16 protein-coding genes are annotated in these 17,447 nt (G+C 39.3%); 6 read left to right on the top strand and 10 right to left on the bottom strand.

Features of this window, described 5'->3' with window-relative positions:
* Position 1: 1 nt before the first annotated feature.
* The 5 genes from HY841_15015 to HY841_14995 form a co-directional block, all read right to left on the bottom strand.
* Positions 2–883, bottom strand: a complete 882-nt coding sequence (locus HY841_15015) for an aldehyde dehydrogenase family protein (protein MBI4932066.1) — start codon at positions 881–883, stop codon at positions 2–4.
* Positions 884–886: 3 nt separating this feature from the next.
* Positions 887–2,350, bottom strand: coding sequence for an aldehyde dehydrogenase family protein (locus tag HY841_15010; GenBank protein ID MBI4932065.1), 1,464 nt, complete (start codon positions 2,348–2,350; stop codon positions 887–889).
* Between the two features lie 38 nt (positions 2,351–2,388).
* The gene (locus HY841_15005) at positions 2,389–2,766 is read right to left on the bottom strand and encodes a GxxExxY protein (GenBank protein MBI4932064.1); all 378 of its coding nucleotides are present in this window, start codon (positions 2,764–2,766) and stop codon (positions 2,389–2,391) included.
* Between the two features lie 32 nt (positions 2,767–2,798).
* Positions 2,799–3,596, bottom strand: coding sequence for a deoxyribose-phosphate aldolase (gene deoC, locus HY841_15000; GenBank protein ID MBI4932063.1), 798 nt, complete (start codon positions 3,594–3,596; stop codon positions 2,799–2,801).
* A gap of 177 nt (positions 3,597–3,773) precedes the next feature.
* A complete protein-coding gene (locus tag HY841_14995; GenBank protein MBI4932062.1) occupies positions 3,774–4,865 on the bottom strand; it encodes a PD40 domain-containing protein in 1,092 nt (363 codons plus the stop codon).
* 117 nt (positions 4,866–4,982) lie between these two features.
* Here HY841_14995 and thiL point away from each other — a divergent pair, with 117 nt between their 5' ends.
* A complete protein-coding gene (gene thiL, locus HY841_14990) occupies positions 4,983–6,083 on the top strand; it encodes a thiamine-phosphate kinase (GenBank protein ID MBI4932061.1) in 1,101 nt (366 codons plus the stop codon).
* Here the strand turns inward: thiL and HY841_14985 are convergent.
* From HY841_14985 to HY841_14970, 4 genes are all read right to left on the bottom strand, one after another.
* Complete coding sequence (locus HY841_14985) at positions 6,049–6,885, bottom strand: 1,4-dihydroxy-6-naphthoate synthase (GenBank protein ID MBI4932060.1); 837 nt, start codon at positions 6,883–6,885, stop codon at positions 6,049–6,051. The genes thiL and HY841_14985 overlap by 35 nt on opposite strands.
* Positions 6,882–7,298, bottom strand: coding sequence for an acyl-CoA thioesterase (locus HY841_14980; GenBank protein ID MBI4932059.1), 417 nt, complete (start codon positions 7,296–7,298; stop codon positions 6,882–6,884). Before HY841_14980 ends, HY841_14985 begins: the two co-directional genes overlap by 4 nt.
* A 3-nt stretch (positions 7,299–7,301) precedes the next feature.
* Positions 7,302–9,182, bottom strand: a complete 1,881-nt coding sequence (locus tag HY841_14975; protein MBI4932058.1) for a polysaccharide biosynthesis protein — start codon at positions 9,180–9,182, stop codon at positions 7,302–7,304.
* Positions 9,183–9,581: 399 nt separating this feature from the next.
* Positions 9,582–10,079 (bottom strand): hypothetical protein, encoded by a 498-nt coding sequence (locus HY841_14970; protein MBI4932057.1) that lies wholly within the window; start codon positions 10,077–10,079, stop codon positions 9,582–9,584.
* 115 nt (positions 10,080–10,194) lie between these two features.
* Here HY841_14970 and gcvT point away from each other — a divergent pair, with 115 nt between their 5' ends.
* Together gcvT and HY841_14960 are read left to right on the top strand one after the other, a co-directional pair.
* Complete coding sequence (gcvT, locus tag HY841_14965) at positions 10,195–11,277, top strand: glycine cleavage system aminomethyltransferase GcvT (protein ID MBI4932056.1); 1,083 nt, start codon at positions 10,195–10,197, stop codon at positions 11,275–11,277.
* The gene (locus HY841_14960; GenBank protein ID MBI4932055.1) at positions 11,277–12,002 is read left to right on the top strand and encodes a 2-phosphosulfolactate phosphatase; all 726 of its coding nucleotides are present in this window, start codon (positions 11,277–11,279) and stop codon (positions 12,000–12,002) included. The genes gcvT and HY841_14960 overlap by 1 nt, the downstream gene beginning before the upstream one ends.
* A 108-nt stretch (positions 12,003–12,110) precedes the next feature.
* Here the strand turns inward: HY841_14960 and HY841_14955 are convergent, their stop codons facing one another.
* Positions 12,111–13,763, bottom strand: coding sequence for a serine hydrolase (locus HY841_14955; GenBank protein ID MBI4932054.1), 1,653 nt, complete (start codon positions 13,761–13,763; stop codon positions 12,111–12,113).
* A 141-nt stretch (positions 13,764–13,904) separates the two neighbouring features.
* On the opposite strand from HY841_14955, the gene HY841_14950 reads away from it, so the two are divergent.
* From HY841_14950 to HY841_14940, 3 genes are all read left to right on the top strand, one after another.
* Positions 13,905–14,969 (top strand): T9SS type A sorting domain-containing protein, encoded by a 1,065-nt coding sequence (locus tag HY841_14950; GenBank protein ID MBI4932053.1) that lies wholly within the window; start codon positions 13,905–13,907, stop codon positions 14,967–14,969.
* Positions 14,970–14,996: 27 nt separating this feature from the next.
* Entirely contained in the window at positions 14,997–15,983 is a 987-nt protein-coding gene (locus HY841_14945) for a zinc dependent phospholipase C family protein (GenBank protein ID MBI4932052.1), read from the top strand.
* A gap of 213 nt (positions 15,984–16,196) precedes the next feature.
* Positions 16,197–17,447 (top strand): hypothetical protein (locus HY841_14940; GenBank protein MBI4932051.1); only part of this gene is annotated, 1,251 nt, incomplete at its 3' end.

Below are 17,447 nucleotides of genomic sequence, written 5' to 3'. Positions count from 1 at the left end.
ATTAATAACCAGCTTTTGCACTGCCGATATTTTCTATCGGGTGCCAGGTGGTTTTTATTTCTGTTGTATCGAGAATGAAATATGGATTCTGTGAAGATTCGCTCATCCAGTTTTGATTTCGGATGAAGCAACGTTTCACATTCAGAGATGAATTTTCCTGTGCTTTTTTTATTTCATCAAGATTTTTTCTACAATAGATAATTGAGTTCACGTCCATGTGCGAAGAAAAATCTTGAAGAAGTTCGGAGGATTTTCCCGTAAGAATATTTACAACTCCTGCCGGAACATCCGAAGAATTCAAAACTTCAGCAAGCGAAACAGCGCAAAGAGGTTTTGTTTCTGAAGCAAGAACAATACAAGCATTTCCGCTTGCGATTACAGGAGCAATTACAGAAACTAAGCCGATTAAAGAATTTTCTTCCGGAGCGATGATTGAAACAACTCCGGTCGGCTCGGGAACAGAAAAATTAAAATGTGAAGATGAAACAGGATTAACCGAAGAGAAAATCTGGGAATATTTATCACACCAGCCGGAATAATAAACCAATCTGTCAATGGAAAGCGAAACTTCTTTCTCTGCGTCTTTTTTGTTTCCTCCCTGCAAAATTATTTCGGAAATGAATTGTGATTTTCTTCCTTCTAGCATTTCACCTATTCGGTACAAAATCTGCGAGCGGTTGAAAGCATTTCGAGAACTCCAACCTGCAAACGCTCCGCGAGAGGAAACAACTGCATTACGAAAATCTTTTTTTGATGACAGACAAATATTCGCAAGCAATTCACCTTTTTTATTTTTCAGAGGATAAAATCTTCCGCTTTCGGTTCTGGGGAATTGCCCTCCGATATAAATCTTGTAAGTTTTTTGTACGTCTATTCTTTCCATCTTCTAAATATTTAAATATGCTGAAAGTCCATGCAATCCGCCTTCTCTTCCGAAACCGCTTTCTTTGTATCCGCCAAAAGGAGAAGTCGGGTCAAACTTATTGTAAGTGTTTGCCCAGATAACTCCTGCCCTAAGCTTGCTAGTAAGATTAAAAATTTTGGAACCTTTATCTGTCCACACTCCTGCTGAAAGTCCGTAAGGAATGTTGTTTGCTTTTTCAATCACTTCTTCAATAGTTCTGAAGGTCTGAACTGTGAGAACAGGACCAAATATTTCTTCCTTCACAACTTGGTGCGATTGCGAAGCGTTCAGAAATAAAGTCGGCTTGCAGAAAAATCCTTTTGAAGGAATTGTGCAAGATGACTGATAAAAATCAGCGCCTTCATTTTTTCCGATATCAATAAATTTATTTATTGTTTCCAATTGCGATTTAGAATTTATTGCACCGATGTCTGTGTTTTTGTCGAGAGGATTTCCGACAATCAAAGTTTCCATTCTGTCTTTCAGTTTGCGAATCACAACATCAGCCACGCTTTCCTGAACAAACAATCGCGAACCCGCACAGCAAACATGACCCTGATTAAAAAATATTCCGTTGATGATTCCTTCAACCGCCTGGTCAATCGGTGCGTCTTCAAAAATAATGTTAGCAGCTTTTCCTCCGAGTTCGAGTGTTGCTTTCTTTTTTGTTCCCGCAATTGCTTTCTGAATTATTTTTCCGACATCCGTTGAACCGGTGAAAGCAATTTTATCTATATCCGGATGATTTACAATGGCAGCGCCAGTTCTTCCGGCACCGGTGATAATATTTACAACTCCATCGGGCAATCCTGAATCTGCAATGAGTTCAGCAAGTTTAAGAGCGGTGAGAGAAGTAGTTTCTGCAGGTTTGAGCACGACCGTATTACCACAGGCAAGTGCAGGAGCAATTTTCCACGCAGCCATTAGTAAAGGAAAATTCCAAGGAATGATTTGTCCGGCAACACCGAGCGGTTTTTGTTTTCTGTTTGGAAAAGCATATTCCAGTTTATCTGCCCAACCTGCGTAATAGAAAAAATGATTTGCGGCAAGCGGAATATCAATGTCGCGTGATTCTCGGATGGGTTTTCCGCCATCCATTGATTCAATCACAGCAAATTCGCGCGCACGTTCCTGAAGCATGCGCGCAATTCGGTAAATATATTTTCCTCTTTCCTTCTTAGAAATTTTGCTCCATATGTTGAAAGCCTTACGAGCGGACTTCACCGCGCTATCCACATCTTTTTCATCTGCGTCAGCTATTTCAGAAATTTTTTCTTCTGTTGCCGGATTCATTGTATCAAAATATTTTTTTGAATTCGGTTTTACAAATTCTCCTCCGATAAACAAATCATATTGCTTCTTCAGATTAACATGCGAAGTACCTTCGGGAGAAGCAGAATACTCCCAATCCGTTTTAAAATTCAGTTTTGATTCTTTTAATTTCATCTGTGATTACAATGATTTTTTCTTTCTGATTACAGTGATTACATATTTAATCTTCTTAGTTCACAACTCTTATTTCCGAAATTAACTAATAATCCTGTTTTAATTCCTGAAGCTTTCAAATATGATAATAATTGATATTCGAAGATAATTGGTGTTTTACCGCTTACGGCTTTTATTTCAATTATTACTTTATCGTTTACAAGCAAATCACATCTGAAAGTTCCAACTTTTTTCTTATTGAAGAATACATTAAATTCTTTTTCAGATATAACTTTAAATTCTGATTCTGCAAGACAATCTGCCAATGCATTGTGGTAAATTCTCTCTGGAAACCCAGCGCCTAATTCAGTATGAACTTTAAAACAACAAGCAATTATTTTTTCAGTAAGAGTATCGTTTTTAAATTTTGGCATCATGTAATCTCTTTTCAAATCACTGTAATCTTTTTTTAATCTTTTGAAAAATATTCTGCGCCCTGATAAACTCCTGTTGTTTGCTTTGCAATCTGCATTAATAAATCATTTGCCAAACTACTCGCGCCAAAGCGAAACCATTCGTTGCTCAGCCAATCGTTTCCTAAAGTTTCTTTCACCATCACTAAATACTGTAACGCATTTTTCGCTGTGGAAATTCCGCCAGCGGGTTTCATGCCGATCATTTTGCCGGTACTATAATAAAAATCACGTATTGCTTCCAGCATAACTAAAGTTACGGGCATTGTAGCAGCAGGAGATATTTTTCCTGTAGAGGTTTTAATGAAATCTGCTCCCGCATGCATGGCAATTTCACTTGCCTTGCGGACGTTATCAAGTGTTGAAAGTTCTCCAGTTTCCAAAATAACTTTCAATCTTGCATTTCCGCAGGCTTCTTTCACTCTAGAGATTTCGTTAAACACATAATTATAATTTCCTTCAAGAAATTCTCCGCGGGAAATTACCATATCCACTTCATCGGCTCCGTTTGCAACAGCAAATTTTGTATCGGAGATTTTTATTTCAGTTGTTGTTTGTCCACTTGGAAAACCTGTGGCGACTGAAGCAACTTTAATATTTGTCCCCTTCAAAGATTGTTTCGCAATTTTCACGAAAGTCGGATAAACACAAACTGCCGCAACAGTTGGAAGGTTTTCAATTTCATTGTGAAGGTGAGCTGCTTTGTAACACATCTGTTTTACTTTTCCTTCGGTATCTTTTCCTTCCAGCGTTGTTAAATCAATCATGCTCAGTGCAAGTTTCAGTCCTTGCATTTTACTTTCATTCTTAATGCTTCGCGAACAAAATCTTGCAACGCGTTCTTCAACACCAATCTGGTCAATGCGCGAAATTTTATTAATGTCTGGAAATGAAACTAATGATTGCACAAATAAACGATGATAAAATTTAGATTCAAAGATAGAGATAATTCAGAACTGAATACCATCGAATCACTCCACCCAATCTGCAATGAAAAGATTGGTGTCACGCGTTCCTTTATTATTCCGATTGGATGAGAAGATGAATTTTTTCCCATCGGGAGAGAACATCGGAAAGGCGTCAAAAGTTCCATCGTGTGTGACCTTTTCAAGACCTGTCCCGTCAGTATTTATAAGGTATAAGTTGAAGGGAAAACCCCGCTCGTATTGATGATTCGATGAGAAGATTATTTTTTTACCGGAAGGATGAAAGAAAGGAGCCCAGTTAGCGCCCCCGAGAGTAGTGATCTGTTTCATATCGCTTCCGTCAGCATTGCAGGTGAAAAGTTCCATGTGAGTGGGAGCGACAAGATTTTGCGATAGAAGATCCTTGTATTCTTTTATTTCTTCTTCGGTTTTTGGACGAGAAGCGCGGAACACAATTTTTTTTCCATCGGGAGAAAAGCTCCCGCCACCATCGTACCCGAGTGAACTGGTAATCTGTTTAACGTTTGAACCGTCAGTATTCATCACATAAAGATCAATATCGCCATTGCGCATGGAAGTAAAAACAATTTTATCACCCTGCAGTGAAACAGTTGCCTCTGCGTCATAGCCGGGAGAATTGGTGAGTTGCTTTTTAATTTTTCCGTTTACATCAGCAACAAAAATATCGTAGCTCGGGTAGATAGGCCAGACGTATTTGCCAATCTTTTTTCTATCGGGCACAGGAGGACATGCGGTATCGGCAAGATGTGTGGAAGCAAACAAAATTTCTTTGTCGCCTTTCATGAAATAGGCGCAGGTGGTTCTTCCTTTTCCGGTGCTGATAAGTTTTGGAGAAAGGAATCCTTCGATAGATGAAATAAAGATCTGATCGCATGGAAGATTTTCTTTCGGATTAGTTTTCTGCCACGATATCTGCGTGCCGTCAAAACTAAAATACGCTTCTGCATTATCTCCTCCGAAGGTCAACTGACGAATATTCTTGAAATGTTTTTCTTCAGGATACTGAATCAGGGAATCAGAAATGGCAGTAGAGGTTTTGCGAACAGGCGGAATTTTACCGAATGAAAAAACCAAGCATAATACACTGGCAGTTGCTATGGTAATAACAATTTTCATAAATAATTATTAATTCGCAAAATTAATGCTGGTGAATGGAGAAATGTCATGAGAAAGTAATTTTTTACATCTTTGCGTTTCTTTAATAAAAGTTCGAAATATTTTTAGCTGAATATCATGTTTGACAACAAAGACATACGTACTGAACTTTCTTCACTTGGAGAATTCGGCCTGATAAAACATATTTCTAAACACGTTCTGCTCCATAATGAATCTTCTGTTTGCGGCATAGGCGATGACGCTGCTGTGATAAAATATTCTGAGGGGAAGCAAACGGTTGTTAGCACTGATATGCTGATTGAAGGAGTACATTTTGATCTGACCTATTGTCCGCTGAAACATCTTGGTTACAAAGCAGTTTCAGTGAATGTGTCAGATATTTATGCAATGAACGCAATGCCGAGACAGATTTTGGTTTCCATTGCTATATCCAATCGTTTTTCACTTGAAGCGATTGAAGAACTTTATGCAGGAATGCTTCTTGCCTGCAAACGTTTTGATGTTGATTTAGTCGGAGGAGATACAAGTTCTTCAAAAACAGGAATGGTAATAAATATTACGGTTATCGGAGAAGCAGATAAAAATGAAATTGTTTATCGAAGTGGTGCCAAGCCCACCAATCTGCTTTGTGTGTCGGGAGATTTGGGTTCGGCATATCTTGGCTTGCAGATTCTTGAGCGAGAGAAAAAAATATTTTTGGAAAATCCCAACATTCAGCCTGACATGAGCGGGAATGATTACCTGATAGAGCGTCAGTTAAAACCTGAAGCAAGAAAAGATATTATAAAGAAGTTAAAAGAAATTGGTGTGAAGCCCACTGCGATGATTGATATTTCTGACGGACTTGCTTCTGAAACACTTCACCTCTGCACGGAATCAAGTGTGGGTTGCAGATTGTATGAAAATAAAATTCCGATTGATGATATTGCTATTCAACGGGCGAAAGAATTTAATATGAATCCAACCGTTTGCGCGCTGAATGGTGGCGAAGATTATGAATTGCTTTTTACCATTGATATTAATGATTATGAAAAATTAAAAGCCCCGCCTAAACCTTCATCTATTTCTCCTCCCCTAATGTGGGAGGTCGGGAGGGGGCTTGATATTACAGTCATAGGGCACATCACCGAACAATCCGAAGGAACCAATTTAGTCCTCACCGGAACCGAAATGCTTACTCAACTTACCGCGCAGGGATGGAATCATTTAAAGAAGTAGCTTTTTTCAGAAAAATCTTTACAGCTTCCCTTCCTTTCTTTCCAAGTGAGATGGAAAACTTATTTACATAAAGATTAATGTGCTGTTTAATCACGTCATCATCCATTTCCTGCGCGTGTTTTTTTACAAATGATTTACTTGAATCAGGATTCGCAAAAGCAAACTCAACGCTTCTCCTAATGACGCGGTTGACTTTATCCTGAATTTCTTTCGAAAAGGTTTTTTTGATAGCAATTCCACCCAGCGGAATAGGAAGTTTTGTTTTTTTCTCCCACCATTCGCCAAGATCAATTACTTTCTTCAATCCCTGTTGCTCGTAAGTAAAACGACTCTCGTGAATGATAAGCCCTAAATCAAACTTTCCTTTCAGTACAGCATTTTCTATTTCTGAGAAAAGAATTTCGGTTTTATTTTTAAGAAGAGGGTAGGCGAGTGAGAAAAGAAGATTGGCGGTTGTGTTTTTCCCGGGGATAGCAATTCTGAAGCCCATCCCCAACCCTTCCCCAAGGGAAGGGAGTTTGAAATTGGGTTTGGCAACAACCAACGGGCCAACGCCAAAACCCAGAGCCGAGCCCGAATCAAGAAGAGAATATTTTTTTTGAACTTGTGCGAACGTGAAGAAGCTGAGCTTCGAAATATCTAATCTATTTTGGAAAGCTTTTTTGTTCAGCGTTTCGACATCTTCAATAAATGGTTTGAACTTTAATCCTTCGGTATCAATTTTTTTGTGAAGGAGTGCGTCAAAGATGAAACAGTCGTTTGGGCAGGGAGAAAAACCAAGAGCAAGAATTTGAGTTTTCATTTCTCAAAAGCTTCAATTTTTTTTCTCCATTTTTCAGGCATCAGGATATTTTCTTTTTTCTCATAATCAAAACAAACCTGAACAGAAGAAGCTTCGGCCAGAATAATTTCTTTTGAGTTTTCTTCTTTGATGATTTTATAATCGAGCTCAAAACTTTTATTTCCTATTTTGGCGCATTTCGTATAGACAAAAACTTTGTCTTTGAATAAAATCGGCATTTTATAGTTGCAAAGCAATTTCGCAAGTATAATTCCTTCTTTTGACCAATTTACTTCTTCTGCCACAACATCGTCAAAGTATTTCGCTCGCGCAATTTCAAGATAGGTGAAATGGTTTGCATTGTTTACGTGTCCCATCATATCCACATCCTTGAAGCGGATTTGAATCGGAGTTTTGTGTTTGAATCCTTCCATAAATTAAACTGAAGCTTTGTCTAACTCCTCGTAAACGGAATTCTCACTTTTGAATTCAGGAATCATTTCTTTCATCTTTCTGACAATTTCTTTGTTGTTTTGATTGTGTAGAAGAGAAATGAGTGCGTCTGCTTTTTCAGAAATTCCTTTGTAATCGTACTCTCTCATTTTTCCTGCCATGATCTGAGGATTATGAGTTGGAATGGAATTTTCTTTCGTGGCAAGAAGTTCTTCAAAGAGTTTTTCGCCAGGACGCAGTCCAGTGTAAATAATCTGAATGTCTTTTCCTAAAGTTAATCCTGCAAGCTGTACCATTTTTTTTGCCAGGTCAGAAATTTTTACCAACTCTCCCATATCAAACAAAAATATTTCTCCGCCTTTCCCCATGGAACCAGCTTCGAGAACTAGTTGGCAAGCTTCAGGAATTGTCATAAAGTATCTTGTGATGTCTGGATGCGTTACGGTAATCGGTCCGCCTTTTTCAATCTGATGACGGAAAAACTGAATCACTGAGCCGTTGGAACCGAGCACATTTCCAAATCTTGTTGTGACAAATCTTGTTTTTGATTCTTTGCCTAATGATTGAACATACATTTCCGCAATTCTTTTTGAAGCCCCCATCACGTTTGTTGGGTTCACAGCTTTATCAGTAGAAATCATCACAAATTTTTCAGTACCATGTTTTACTGCAAGGTCAGCAATGATTTTTGAACCGAGCACATTGGTTTGAACCGCTTCAATGGGATGATATTCCATCATTGGCACGTGCTTATAGGCAGCAGCGTGATAAACAACTTGCGGAGAATATTTTGAAAAGATACTTTCCATCCGTTCTTTATTTCGAATGTCAGCAATAACAATTTCAAAAGAGCGGAGATGAAAAATATTTTTGAGTTCCACTTCCATTTCATAGAGCGGAGATTCGGCAATGTCAACCAGAATTATTTTTCTAGGATTGAATTTTGACAATTGCTTCACGATTTCGCTGCCGATGGAGCCGGCTGCACCTGTAACAAGAATTACTTTGTCAAGTGTCTGTCTTTTTATGTTTTCCATATCCAGTTGTATCTGGCTCCGTTCCAGTAATTCTTCAATCTGAATTTTTTTGATTTGCTTGAAGCTGAGTTCTCCGTTTATCCAGCTGCTGACGGGTGGAACATTCAGGATCTTTGTATTATATTTTAAACATGCTTCCACGATGGCTTCTTTTCTTTTTGCGGAAATATGCTGAACGGAAATTACCATGTGCGCCACATTTCCGTTCTGCAGTAGTTCTTCCATCTTATTGAACGGATGAATAGTAATTCCTTCTAGTTTGCTTCCCAATTTATTTTCATCGTCATCAATGAAAGCAAGCACTTTGTATTTCATTCCCGCATCGCGGTCCAGCGTTCTTTTTGTAATGATACCTGATTCGCCTGCTCCAAAAATAATGACACTTGTTTTGGTGCGGCTCGGATTTTTCCATTCCATGTAAATGGATTTATAAGCAAGGCGCAGACTTATCATCAGGAATGTGCAGGACATAAATTCAATCACAACAATAGAATACGGAACAATAAATGTTGTTGTGATGAAATAGTAGGATACTACATTTGCCGCAGCGAAAAAAAAACTTGTTATTACATTTACAATAAAAATCCGCTGAGCATCTTGTGAGCCGGTATAGCGGAAAATTCCCTTATAGGTTCTTCCAAGAATGAAACTAAGCGCACGTATTCCAATGACAAAAGGAAAAATAACAGGAAACCTATCTATCTCATCCTGCGGGATGGCGGCAAAGTTGAAGCGGAGCAAATAAGCGAGGATGAGGGAGAAAAGGCAAATCAGCAGGTCAGCCAGAAGTTTTGTCCATCGCGGAACCGTTCGTTCGAATAGGAGCATAGATGTAATTTGTGTTCAAAGATAGAACAATTCAATTCAGGAATTAGAAAGAGGATTTGGGATTTGAAAACAACATAATGTTAATTTACTTATAGGTATATGCACTTAGGTTGCCGTATAGTTAATTCTTGTATTTCTCCTTGCCCCGTTGGTCGTCCGACCTACGGGGTGAATCCAACGGGGTAAAGTTCTCAGCGTGATTTTTCTCTGTGAACTCAGCGGTTAAAAATTTTTCCCGAAGGGATGGAAACCTAACCGCAGAGAACGCTGAGATTTTCGCAGAGAGCCGCAGAGTTTGGACAAGTCCTGTCATGCTTGGGATTCTTATGTGCATATACCTATTTACTTATTATAGTCAGAAAAATAGTTGAAGAAAAACAACTTGCCTGCCCGATGATATTAACGCAGCACACATCCTTTACATATTTCAAGTGACCATTCTCCTTTAAATCCGACAGTGAGGTCTTTCATTTCAAACATATAAGGAATGTAGCCAAGCGCAAAAACTCCTGCTCCCAGTAAAAAAAGTTTTGTTCCTCCATCAGAATCAGGATTTGAAATCATTCCTGCAACACCATCTCCCATAAATAAACTTCCGATGAGCATAAGCGGCAAACCTATTATGCGGGTGATATTATGACTCGGAGATTTTTTTCGGATGCCTGCAATGTCTTTCAGCCGCACCGTATCTTTTCCGAAAACAACTGAAGAATCAAGCAAAGCATTCAATATTCCTGTTGTGTATTCCTGTTCGTGAAAGAGAATATATGTTACCCGCGAATTTTTTTCATACATCCATCCTTTTCCGTTTTTGAGATTACGGATTAAAAGACCTTCCTGCCCAAAAAAAGGAATGGAAATGAAGCCAAGAAACAGGAGAAGAAATATTTTTTTCAACTGTAAAAATTATTTCTCAAAGATAGGCAACATCGCACAGATTATATACTTGAATAATTTTACTTTTGCACAGATACCTTTTAATCATATTTATATGGAAACTCTTGTAGAGCAAATGAAAAACACAGCAATCACACACAGGCATATTTCACTTGGAGCAAAGATGGTTCCCTTTGCAGGTTTCAATATGCCGGTTTCTTATTCAGGTTTGAACGATGAACATTTAACGGTGAGAAACTCTGTCGGCATTTTTGACGTAAGCCACATGGGAGAATTTATGCTCAAAGGTGAAAAAGCGCTTGACCTCATTCAACTTGTAACTTCCAATGACGCATCTAAACTTACAGATAAAAAAGTTCAGTATACGTGTTTGCCGAATGATAAAGGTGGAATGGTAGATGATTTGCTCGTGTACCGCTGGGATGCGAACGAATATTATTTGGTTGTGAATGCTTCGAACATTGAAAAAGACTGGAACTGGATTTCGAAACACAATACATTTGGAGTTGAAATGAAAAACATTAGCGATGATTTGAGTTTGTTTGCCGTGCAGGGTCCAAAAGCAATTACTACTCTTCAAAAATTAACGGACATTGATTTGTCTAAGATGGAATATTATGCTTTTGACACAGGAAAAATGGCAGGATGCGATGATGTGATAATTTCTAACACTGGTTATACAGGCGCAGGAGGTTTTGAAATTTATGTATGGAACAAGGACGCTGAAAAAATGTGGGATGCAATCATGGAAACCGGAAAAGAATTCGGAATAAAACCAATCGGGCTTGGAGCACGCGATACATTGAGATTGGAAATGGGCTTTTGTCTCTATGGAAATGATATTGATGATACCACTTCACCTTTGGAAGCAGGTCTCGGATGGATAACAAAATTCACAAAAGAGTTCACCAATTCAAAAAATCTGAAAGAACAAAAAGAAAAAGGAGTTGCAAAAAAACTTGTAGCCTTTGAAATGGTTGACCGCGGAATTCCCCGCCATGATTATGAAATAACTGATGCTAATGGAAATGTTCTTGGAAAAGTAACATCTGGTACCCAATCTCCTTCACTGAACAAAGGAATCGGAATGGGTTATGTGAAAACAGAATTCTCAAAACCGGATTCTGAAATCTTTATTAAGATTCGCGACAAAAATCTTAAAGCAAAAATAATTAAGATTCCGTTTTTGAAAAAGTAATGGAAGAAAAGAAATTGAAAATAGATGCCTGTTTTTCTCCTTATCTCTATCCTGTTTACAAGGACGAAGAAAATATAGTTGTTATCATTGATGTCCTTCGTGCAACTTCAGCCATCTGTACAGCTTTTGAGAATGGTGCGGAAAAAATTATTCCTGTCGCAAGACTTGAAGAAGCAAAAGCATATAAGCAGAAAGGTTTTTTAGTTGGAGCGGAAAGAAACGGATTGCCAGTAGATGGTTTTGATTTTGGCAATTCTCCGTTTCATTACATGGGCGAACATATAAAAGGAAAAACCATTGTACTCACCACTACCAATGGCACTCAGGCAATTGAAGCTGCAAAAGACGCTTACAAAATTGTTATTGGTTCTTTTCTGAATATTGATGCTCTGTGTAATTTTCTTATTTCGGAAGACAGAAATATTCTTCTTCTTTGTTCGGGATGGAAAAATAAATTCAATCTGGAAGACGCTGTTTTTGCCGGTGCAGTAACGGATGAGATTTCAAAACGCTCGGAGAAATATGATTTTGGAGATGCGTGCCTTGCACTGAAATATCTTTCGCAAATGGCGAAAAAGAATCCCAATAAATTCCTGACCGAATCTTCGCACAAAGAACGTCTTGCAAAATTAAACTTGAAAGAAGATGTGCGTTACTGCCTTACGCCAAATCAAACAAGAGTTATTCCTATATATAAGGAAGGAGCGCTGGTTCCCCACCCCTAAAGGGAGAAAAAACAAAGCCCCAAATTCCAAATTCCAAATTCCAAGTTCCAAGGATACACCCGTTCTTGATTTCTTGTGACTTGGGGATTGGGACTTGATACTTGGAACTTATTCTTTTGTGAATTCATACTCCATCATATCCACAAAATCATTTACGCGAATGATTACACTTTTTACTTTTTGTGCTGGCTGTTTACTTCCCTCTCCATGAGGAGAGGGATAAGAGGGTGAGGCAACAAAATTTATTTTCTTTATTCCATAAGTGGCAACGCTGTAAGTGCAGAGAAAATCATTCTCTCCCATCGGCTCCAGTTTTCCTGTGAGAAATGGATGATGTGAAAAGTGAACAGTTAAACTCTCTTCTCCTTTAGGAGAAGGGTTAGGGGATGAGGTAATTTCGATTTCTCCATACACCTCATTTCTATATTTCCCTGAGTAATCTTCATTTTTTATTGCAGGTTTCGGTTTTTTAGCAGCGACCTCACGCATTTTATTTATTTCCGCATTATCCAGTTTTGTATTTGCCGAAACTGCTTTGTAAATTCGTTCGCTGTGATTTTGGTAAGGAAGATTCATGAAGGCGTCAATAATTTGTGTGCGCAATGCTGCATAAAACGCATTTGCATCCGTATTGGTCAATACAACAATTCCAAGATTCAGAGAAGGAACAAAACAAGTTGTTGTAACGAAACCATCCGCGCCTCCATCATGTCGGATGATTTTTTTTCCGTAATAATCAAGCGTGAACCATCCAAGCCCATACATCTGAAAGTTAGAACCCATTCTCGGATTCATATCCGAAACAATTGAGTTGGAAGCGCGTGTCATTTGCAAGGCTTCAAACGGAACAACTTGTTTGCCTTCAAACTTTCCGCTGTCTAATTGCATAAGGAGCCAGTTCGCTAAATCCTTCACGCAGGAATTTATACTCGCAGCCGGACCAAGATTATCCACGTTGGCATAGGGGAGAAGCACTAATTTATCGTCAACAATCGTGTAAGGTTTGCTAGCGTTGTTATCGGCAATAATTGTTTTGTAGGTAGTGGAAGTATGATTCATCTTCAGCGGAATGAAGAAATGATATTTCAGAAAATCATCCCAACTCGTATCAGTTACAGCCGGAATTATTTCTCCCGCTGTGAGAAATGCGGCATTGCAGTAACCGTAATGAGAACGGAAACTGTAAACCGGTTTCACGTTGCGCATGTTCGTGATGAGTTCCTTGCGGGAGAGATTGCAGTTCCAGTTCAGTAAATCACTTTGAAATGTCTGGAAGCCGATTCGGTGGCAGAGCAAATCTTTTACAGTTACTTCACGTGATGCAAGTTCATCGTTCAATTTGAAGTAGGGAAGCCATTTGGTGACTTTATCATCCAGCGCAATTCTTTTTTGAACATCAAGCAAAGCAAGTGATGTAGCAGTGAATGCTTTTGTGTTGGATGCAATCTGGAACAACGTATTCTCATCTACAGCTTCCCCTAAATCCCCTTCATTGGAGGAGACTTTAATTGCACGCACTCCATACCCTTTCATCACCACCACTTTTCCGTCTTTCACAATTGCGACTGCCGAACCGGGAACATTCCAACGTTTCATTTCGCGCTCAACGTATTTATCTAAACTATCTTTGACGAAGGTGGGTTGAGCAAGAGCCCATCCCCAGCCCTTCCCGAAGGGAAGGGAGAAAAGTAAAAGTAATATATACAAAGTCCTTCCCTTAGGGAAGGATTTAGGATGGGCTCTGAAAAAAAGTTTTTTCATAGATAATATTTTGAGGTTCAAAAGTAATTAATCCCGTTGGATGGAGAATCCTGCGGGATTAATGGATTGAAACAGCAGTTAAAAAGCTGATTTGGCGAATACAATCCTATTACATACCTTTGACTTTATAATTCAATCAACATGAAAAAAATATTTACTCTTCTCTTTATTGCTCTCTGCGGGAAACTATTTTCTCAGCCGATTGTAATTCCAACCGTGTTTCATGTGATTTACAATAGTGCTGCACAGAATATTTCCAATTCGCAGGTTCTACAGCAGCTTCAGCAATTGAATTCTGATTATTCAGACACAACTTGCGCTGGCACGTATGCGCAGGATATAAATACAGAAATACAATTTGTTTTAGCACAGCAAGACCCGAATGGAAATGCTACAAATGGAATTATTCACAAGCAGACGACTGTTGCTTCTTTCACAACTAACAATGCAATGATGTCTAATGCATCTGGCGGAGACGACATTTGGGACAGGGATAGTTACCTTAATATATATGTATGCAACCTTGGCGGAGGATTGTTAGGGTATGCGCAATTTCCATGCGGAGCTGCTGGTACAGATGCATTGGTAATACATTACTGCACTGCAGGAAGTTTGACTTCACCGGGAACTTGTGCTCCGTATCAATATGGCAGAACAGCAAGCAGTGAACTGGGTCATTGGTTTGGATTATTTCATACTGTTGGAAATTCCTGTGCAGTTGATGTAGATGGCATTCCAGATACTTATACAGCGGATGGCATTTGTTCACCATTATTCATTGATACTTGCAGCGGGTTGGCTCAATTCCTGCTTTGCCTGAACTATATGACATTCAGTGATGATGGGAATAAATGTTTTTTCACTTCCGGACAAAAAGCAGTTATGTGGAATTCTATCAATAGCTGCCGTTCATCATTAAAAACTTCTATTGGAGGAAATCCTCCTACCGGAGTTCAAAATAATTCCGCAGAGAATAGTATTTCCATCTTCCCCAATCCATCAAGTGGAATCTTTAGTATGCAATTGAGACAATTCCAAAATGTGCAAATAAAAATATATAATGTATTTGGAGAATGCATTTATCAGCACATTAGCACATCCTCAAATTTTCAAATTGACCTTTCTTCTCAGCCGGCTGGAATTTATTATCTCAGCATTCATTCCGATAAATACTCAATTACAAAACAACTTGCTGTTGTGAAGTAATTCTATCTTTACGGAAAATAATTTTCTGTGTCACGCAAAAAGTTTTTTCTTCTTTATTTCCTTTTGCCAATTGCCTACTGCCTGTTGCCTACTTCTGCTTCCCCCTGGGGTTTCTTCGCCCATAAAAAAATAAATCAGCTGGCGGTGTTCACGCTTCCGCCTGAGATGATTACGTTCTACAAAAAAAATATTGATTACATCACAGCCCATGCCGTTGACCCTGACAGGCGCAGGCATTCCAATCCCGATGAAGCGGCACGCCATTACATTGACATTGACCATTACGGAAAAAGTCCTTTTGATTCAGTTCCACATCATTGGAAAGACGCGGTGAAAAAATATTCTGAAGATACGCTCAATGCGTATGGCATCGTTCCCTGGTATGTCGAAACAATGATGTATCGCCTCACGGCAGCATTCAAGGAAGAAAATGTGGACAGGATTCTTTATCTCTCTGCCAATATCGGACATTATATAGAAGATGCACACGTGCCGCTTCACACAACGGAAAACTATAACGGGCAGTTCACCAATCAAAAAGGCATTCACGCTTTTTGGGAATCGCGCATTCCGGAATTATTTGCAGACAAGTGGGATTTGTTTACCGGCAAGGCGCAGTTTGTAGATAAAATAAATGACAGAATCTGGCAAATCGTGAAAGAGAGCAATGCTGAAAAAGATTCGGTGCTGAAGTTTGAAGCCGATCTCAACGCGTATTGGAGCGCAGATAAAAAATATTCTTTCGAGAACAAAGGAAACATGATGACTAAAGTTTATTCCGAAGAATATTCAAATGCGTATGAAAAAAAACTGAACGGAATGGTGGAGCGAAGAATGCGCCAGTCAATCATTGATGTGGGAAGTTTCTGGTTCACCGCCTGGATGAATGCAGGCAAACCCAACCTCGACCGCCTGCTCACCAAAGAAGTTTCTGATTCACTCAAGACCGCTGAAAAAGAAACTGAAAAAATGTGGAAGACCGGAAAACCGTCCAAAGGACATGATGAGGAATAATCAAATGGTTAAATAAAATAGTAATAACCACTTGTTAATTTAAATAATGTGTATATTTCCAGTGACAAATAACCCGAACAGTAACAAAACTTATTCTCATAAAATAACATAAAAGAAATTACAATGCTATACTCTCTTAAATTTTCTCTTGGCGCTTTTAGAAATTTTTGTCTGGGCTATAGAATTTTTGCCTTTTGTTTTTTTTCGAGTTCTATGGTTATTGGACAAGTCGGAACGCAGTTAGCGCAAATCACCGTTCCTGTTCTGAGCACTTCCTGCTGCGGAATCGGGGTTGAGGTGGACTGCAATGGAAATTTATATTACACAAACACTTACTCGGCTTTTCTTTATAAGATAGATATGTATGGAACTTTATTAGGTACTGTGCCTTTGACGGATGTTTCAAGCGGAGCACCCATTTCTTTTGGCGCTATCTCTTGGGATAATAACCGTCAGAAGTTTTGGGCCGGAACCGATAATAGCGGCTCTCCGGCAAGTGTTTATTTGATTGACCCTGCTACCGGAATGTCTACTTTTCAGTTTACATCCCCTAATTCTCCTATAGGATTTATAGATGGCATTGCTTATGACCCCAGCGATAGTACTGTTTGGGTTAGTGACGATGTAAACATGGGCATTGACCACTTTCGGGATAATGGAACTTATTTGGGAGTTTTATACCCGGCTGTAGGCAGTTCTATAAGTGGTGTGGTAGCGGGTAATGGTGTTCTTTTTCTCGGACAGGATGGAAACGGTCAGATTGTAAAGGTTACCAAAACTACAGGAAGTTTCATTAGTTCTTTTTTTACCCCGGGTGGCAGGGATGAAGATTTGGCTTGCGATAATATTAACTTTGCTCCCAAGTTGGCTCTCTGGTCTAAAGATTCCTATAATAATACAATCACTGCTATTGAAGTAGATACAGGAACATGTAGATGCGGACCTTCTGCGCTAGGTGTAACTGTTACAGCCACTAATGTTCTTTGCAACGGTCAATGCATTGGCACTGCTACAGTAGTGCCATCAGGAGGACTAAGTCCTTATACTTATAATTGGAGTAACAGTCAAACCACTCAAATCGCCACCGGGCTTTGCGCAGGAACTTATTCGGTAACTGTAATTGATTCTCTCGGCAGCGCTGATTCGGCTGTTGTTACCATCACACAACCCGCCCTTCTTACTGCAACCGCCACTGCCACTGCTGCCGCTTGCAGCGCAAACACAGGAACTGCTACCGCGAATGCTTCGGGTGGAACAACAGGTTATACTTATTTATGGAATCCTTCCGCGCAAACCACACAAACCGCCACAGGATTGGTAGCAGGAAATTATTCCATTACTGTTACCGATGCCAACGGCTGCACGCAAACACAAACCGTAACAGTAAATTCTGTTAACACATTGAGCGTAACCGCTACTTCCACTCAAAGCGGATGCACAGTGAATAACGGAACTGCCACTGCT

This window comes from Bacteroidota bacterium, from assembly GCA_016213405.1.
In the GTDB taxonomy this organism is placed as follows: domain Bacteria; phylum Bacteroidota; class Bacteroidia; order Palsa-948; family Palsa-948; genus Palsa-948.
This window is presented reverse-complemented; position numbering and strand designations above follow the sequence as displayed.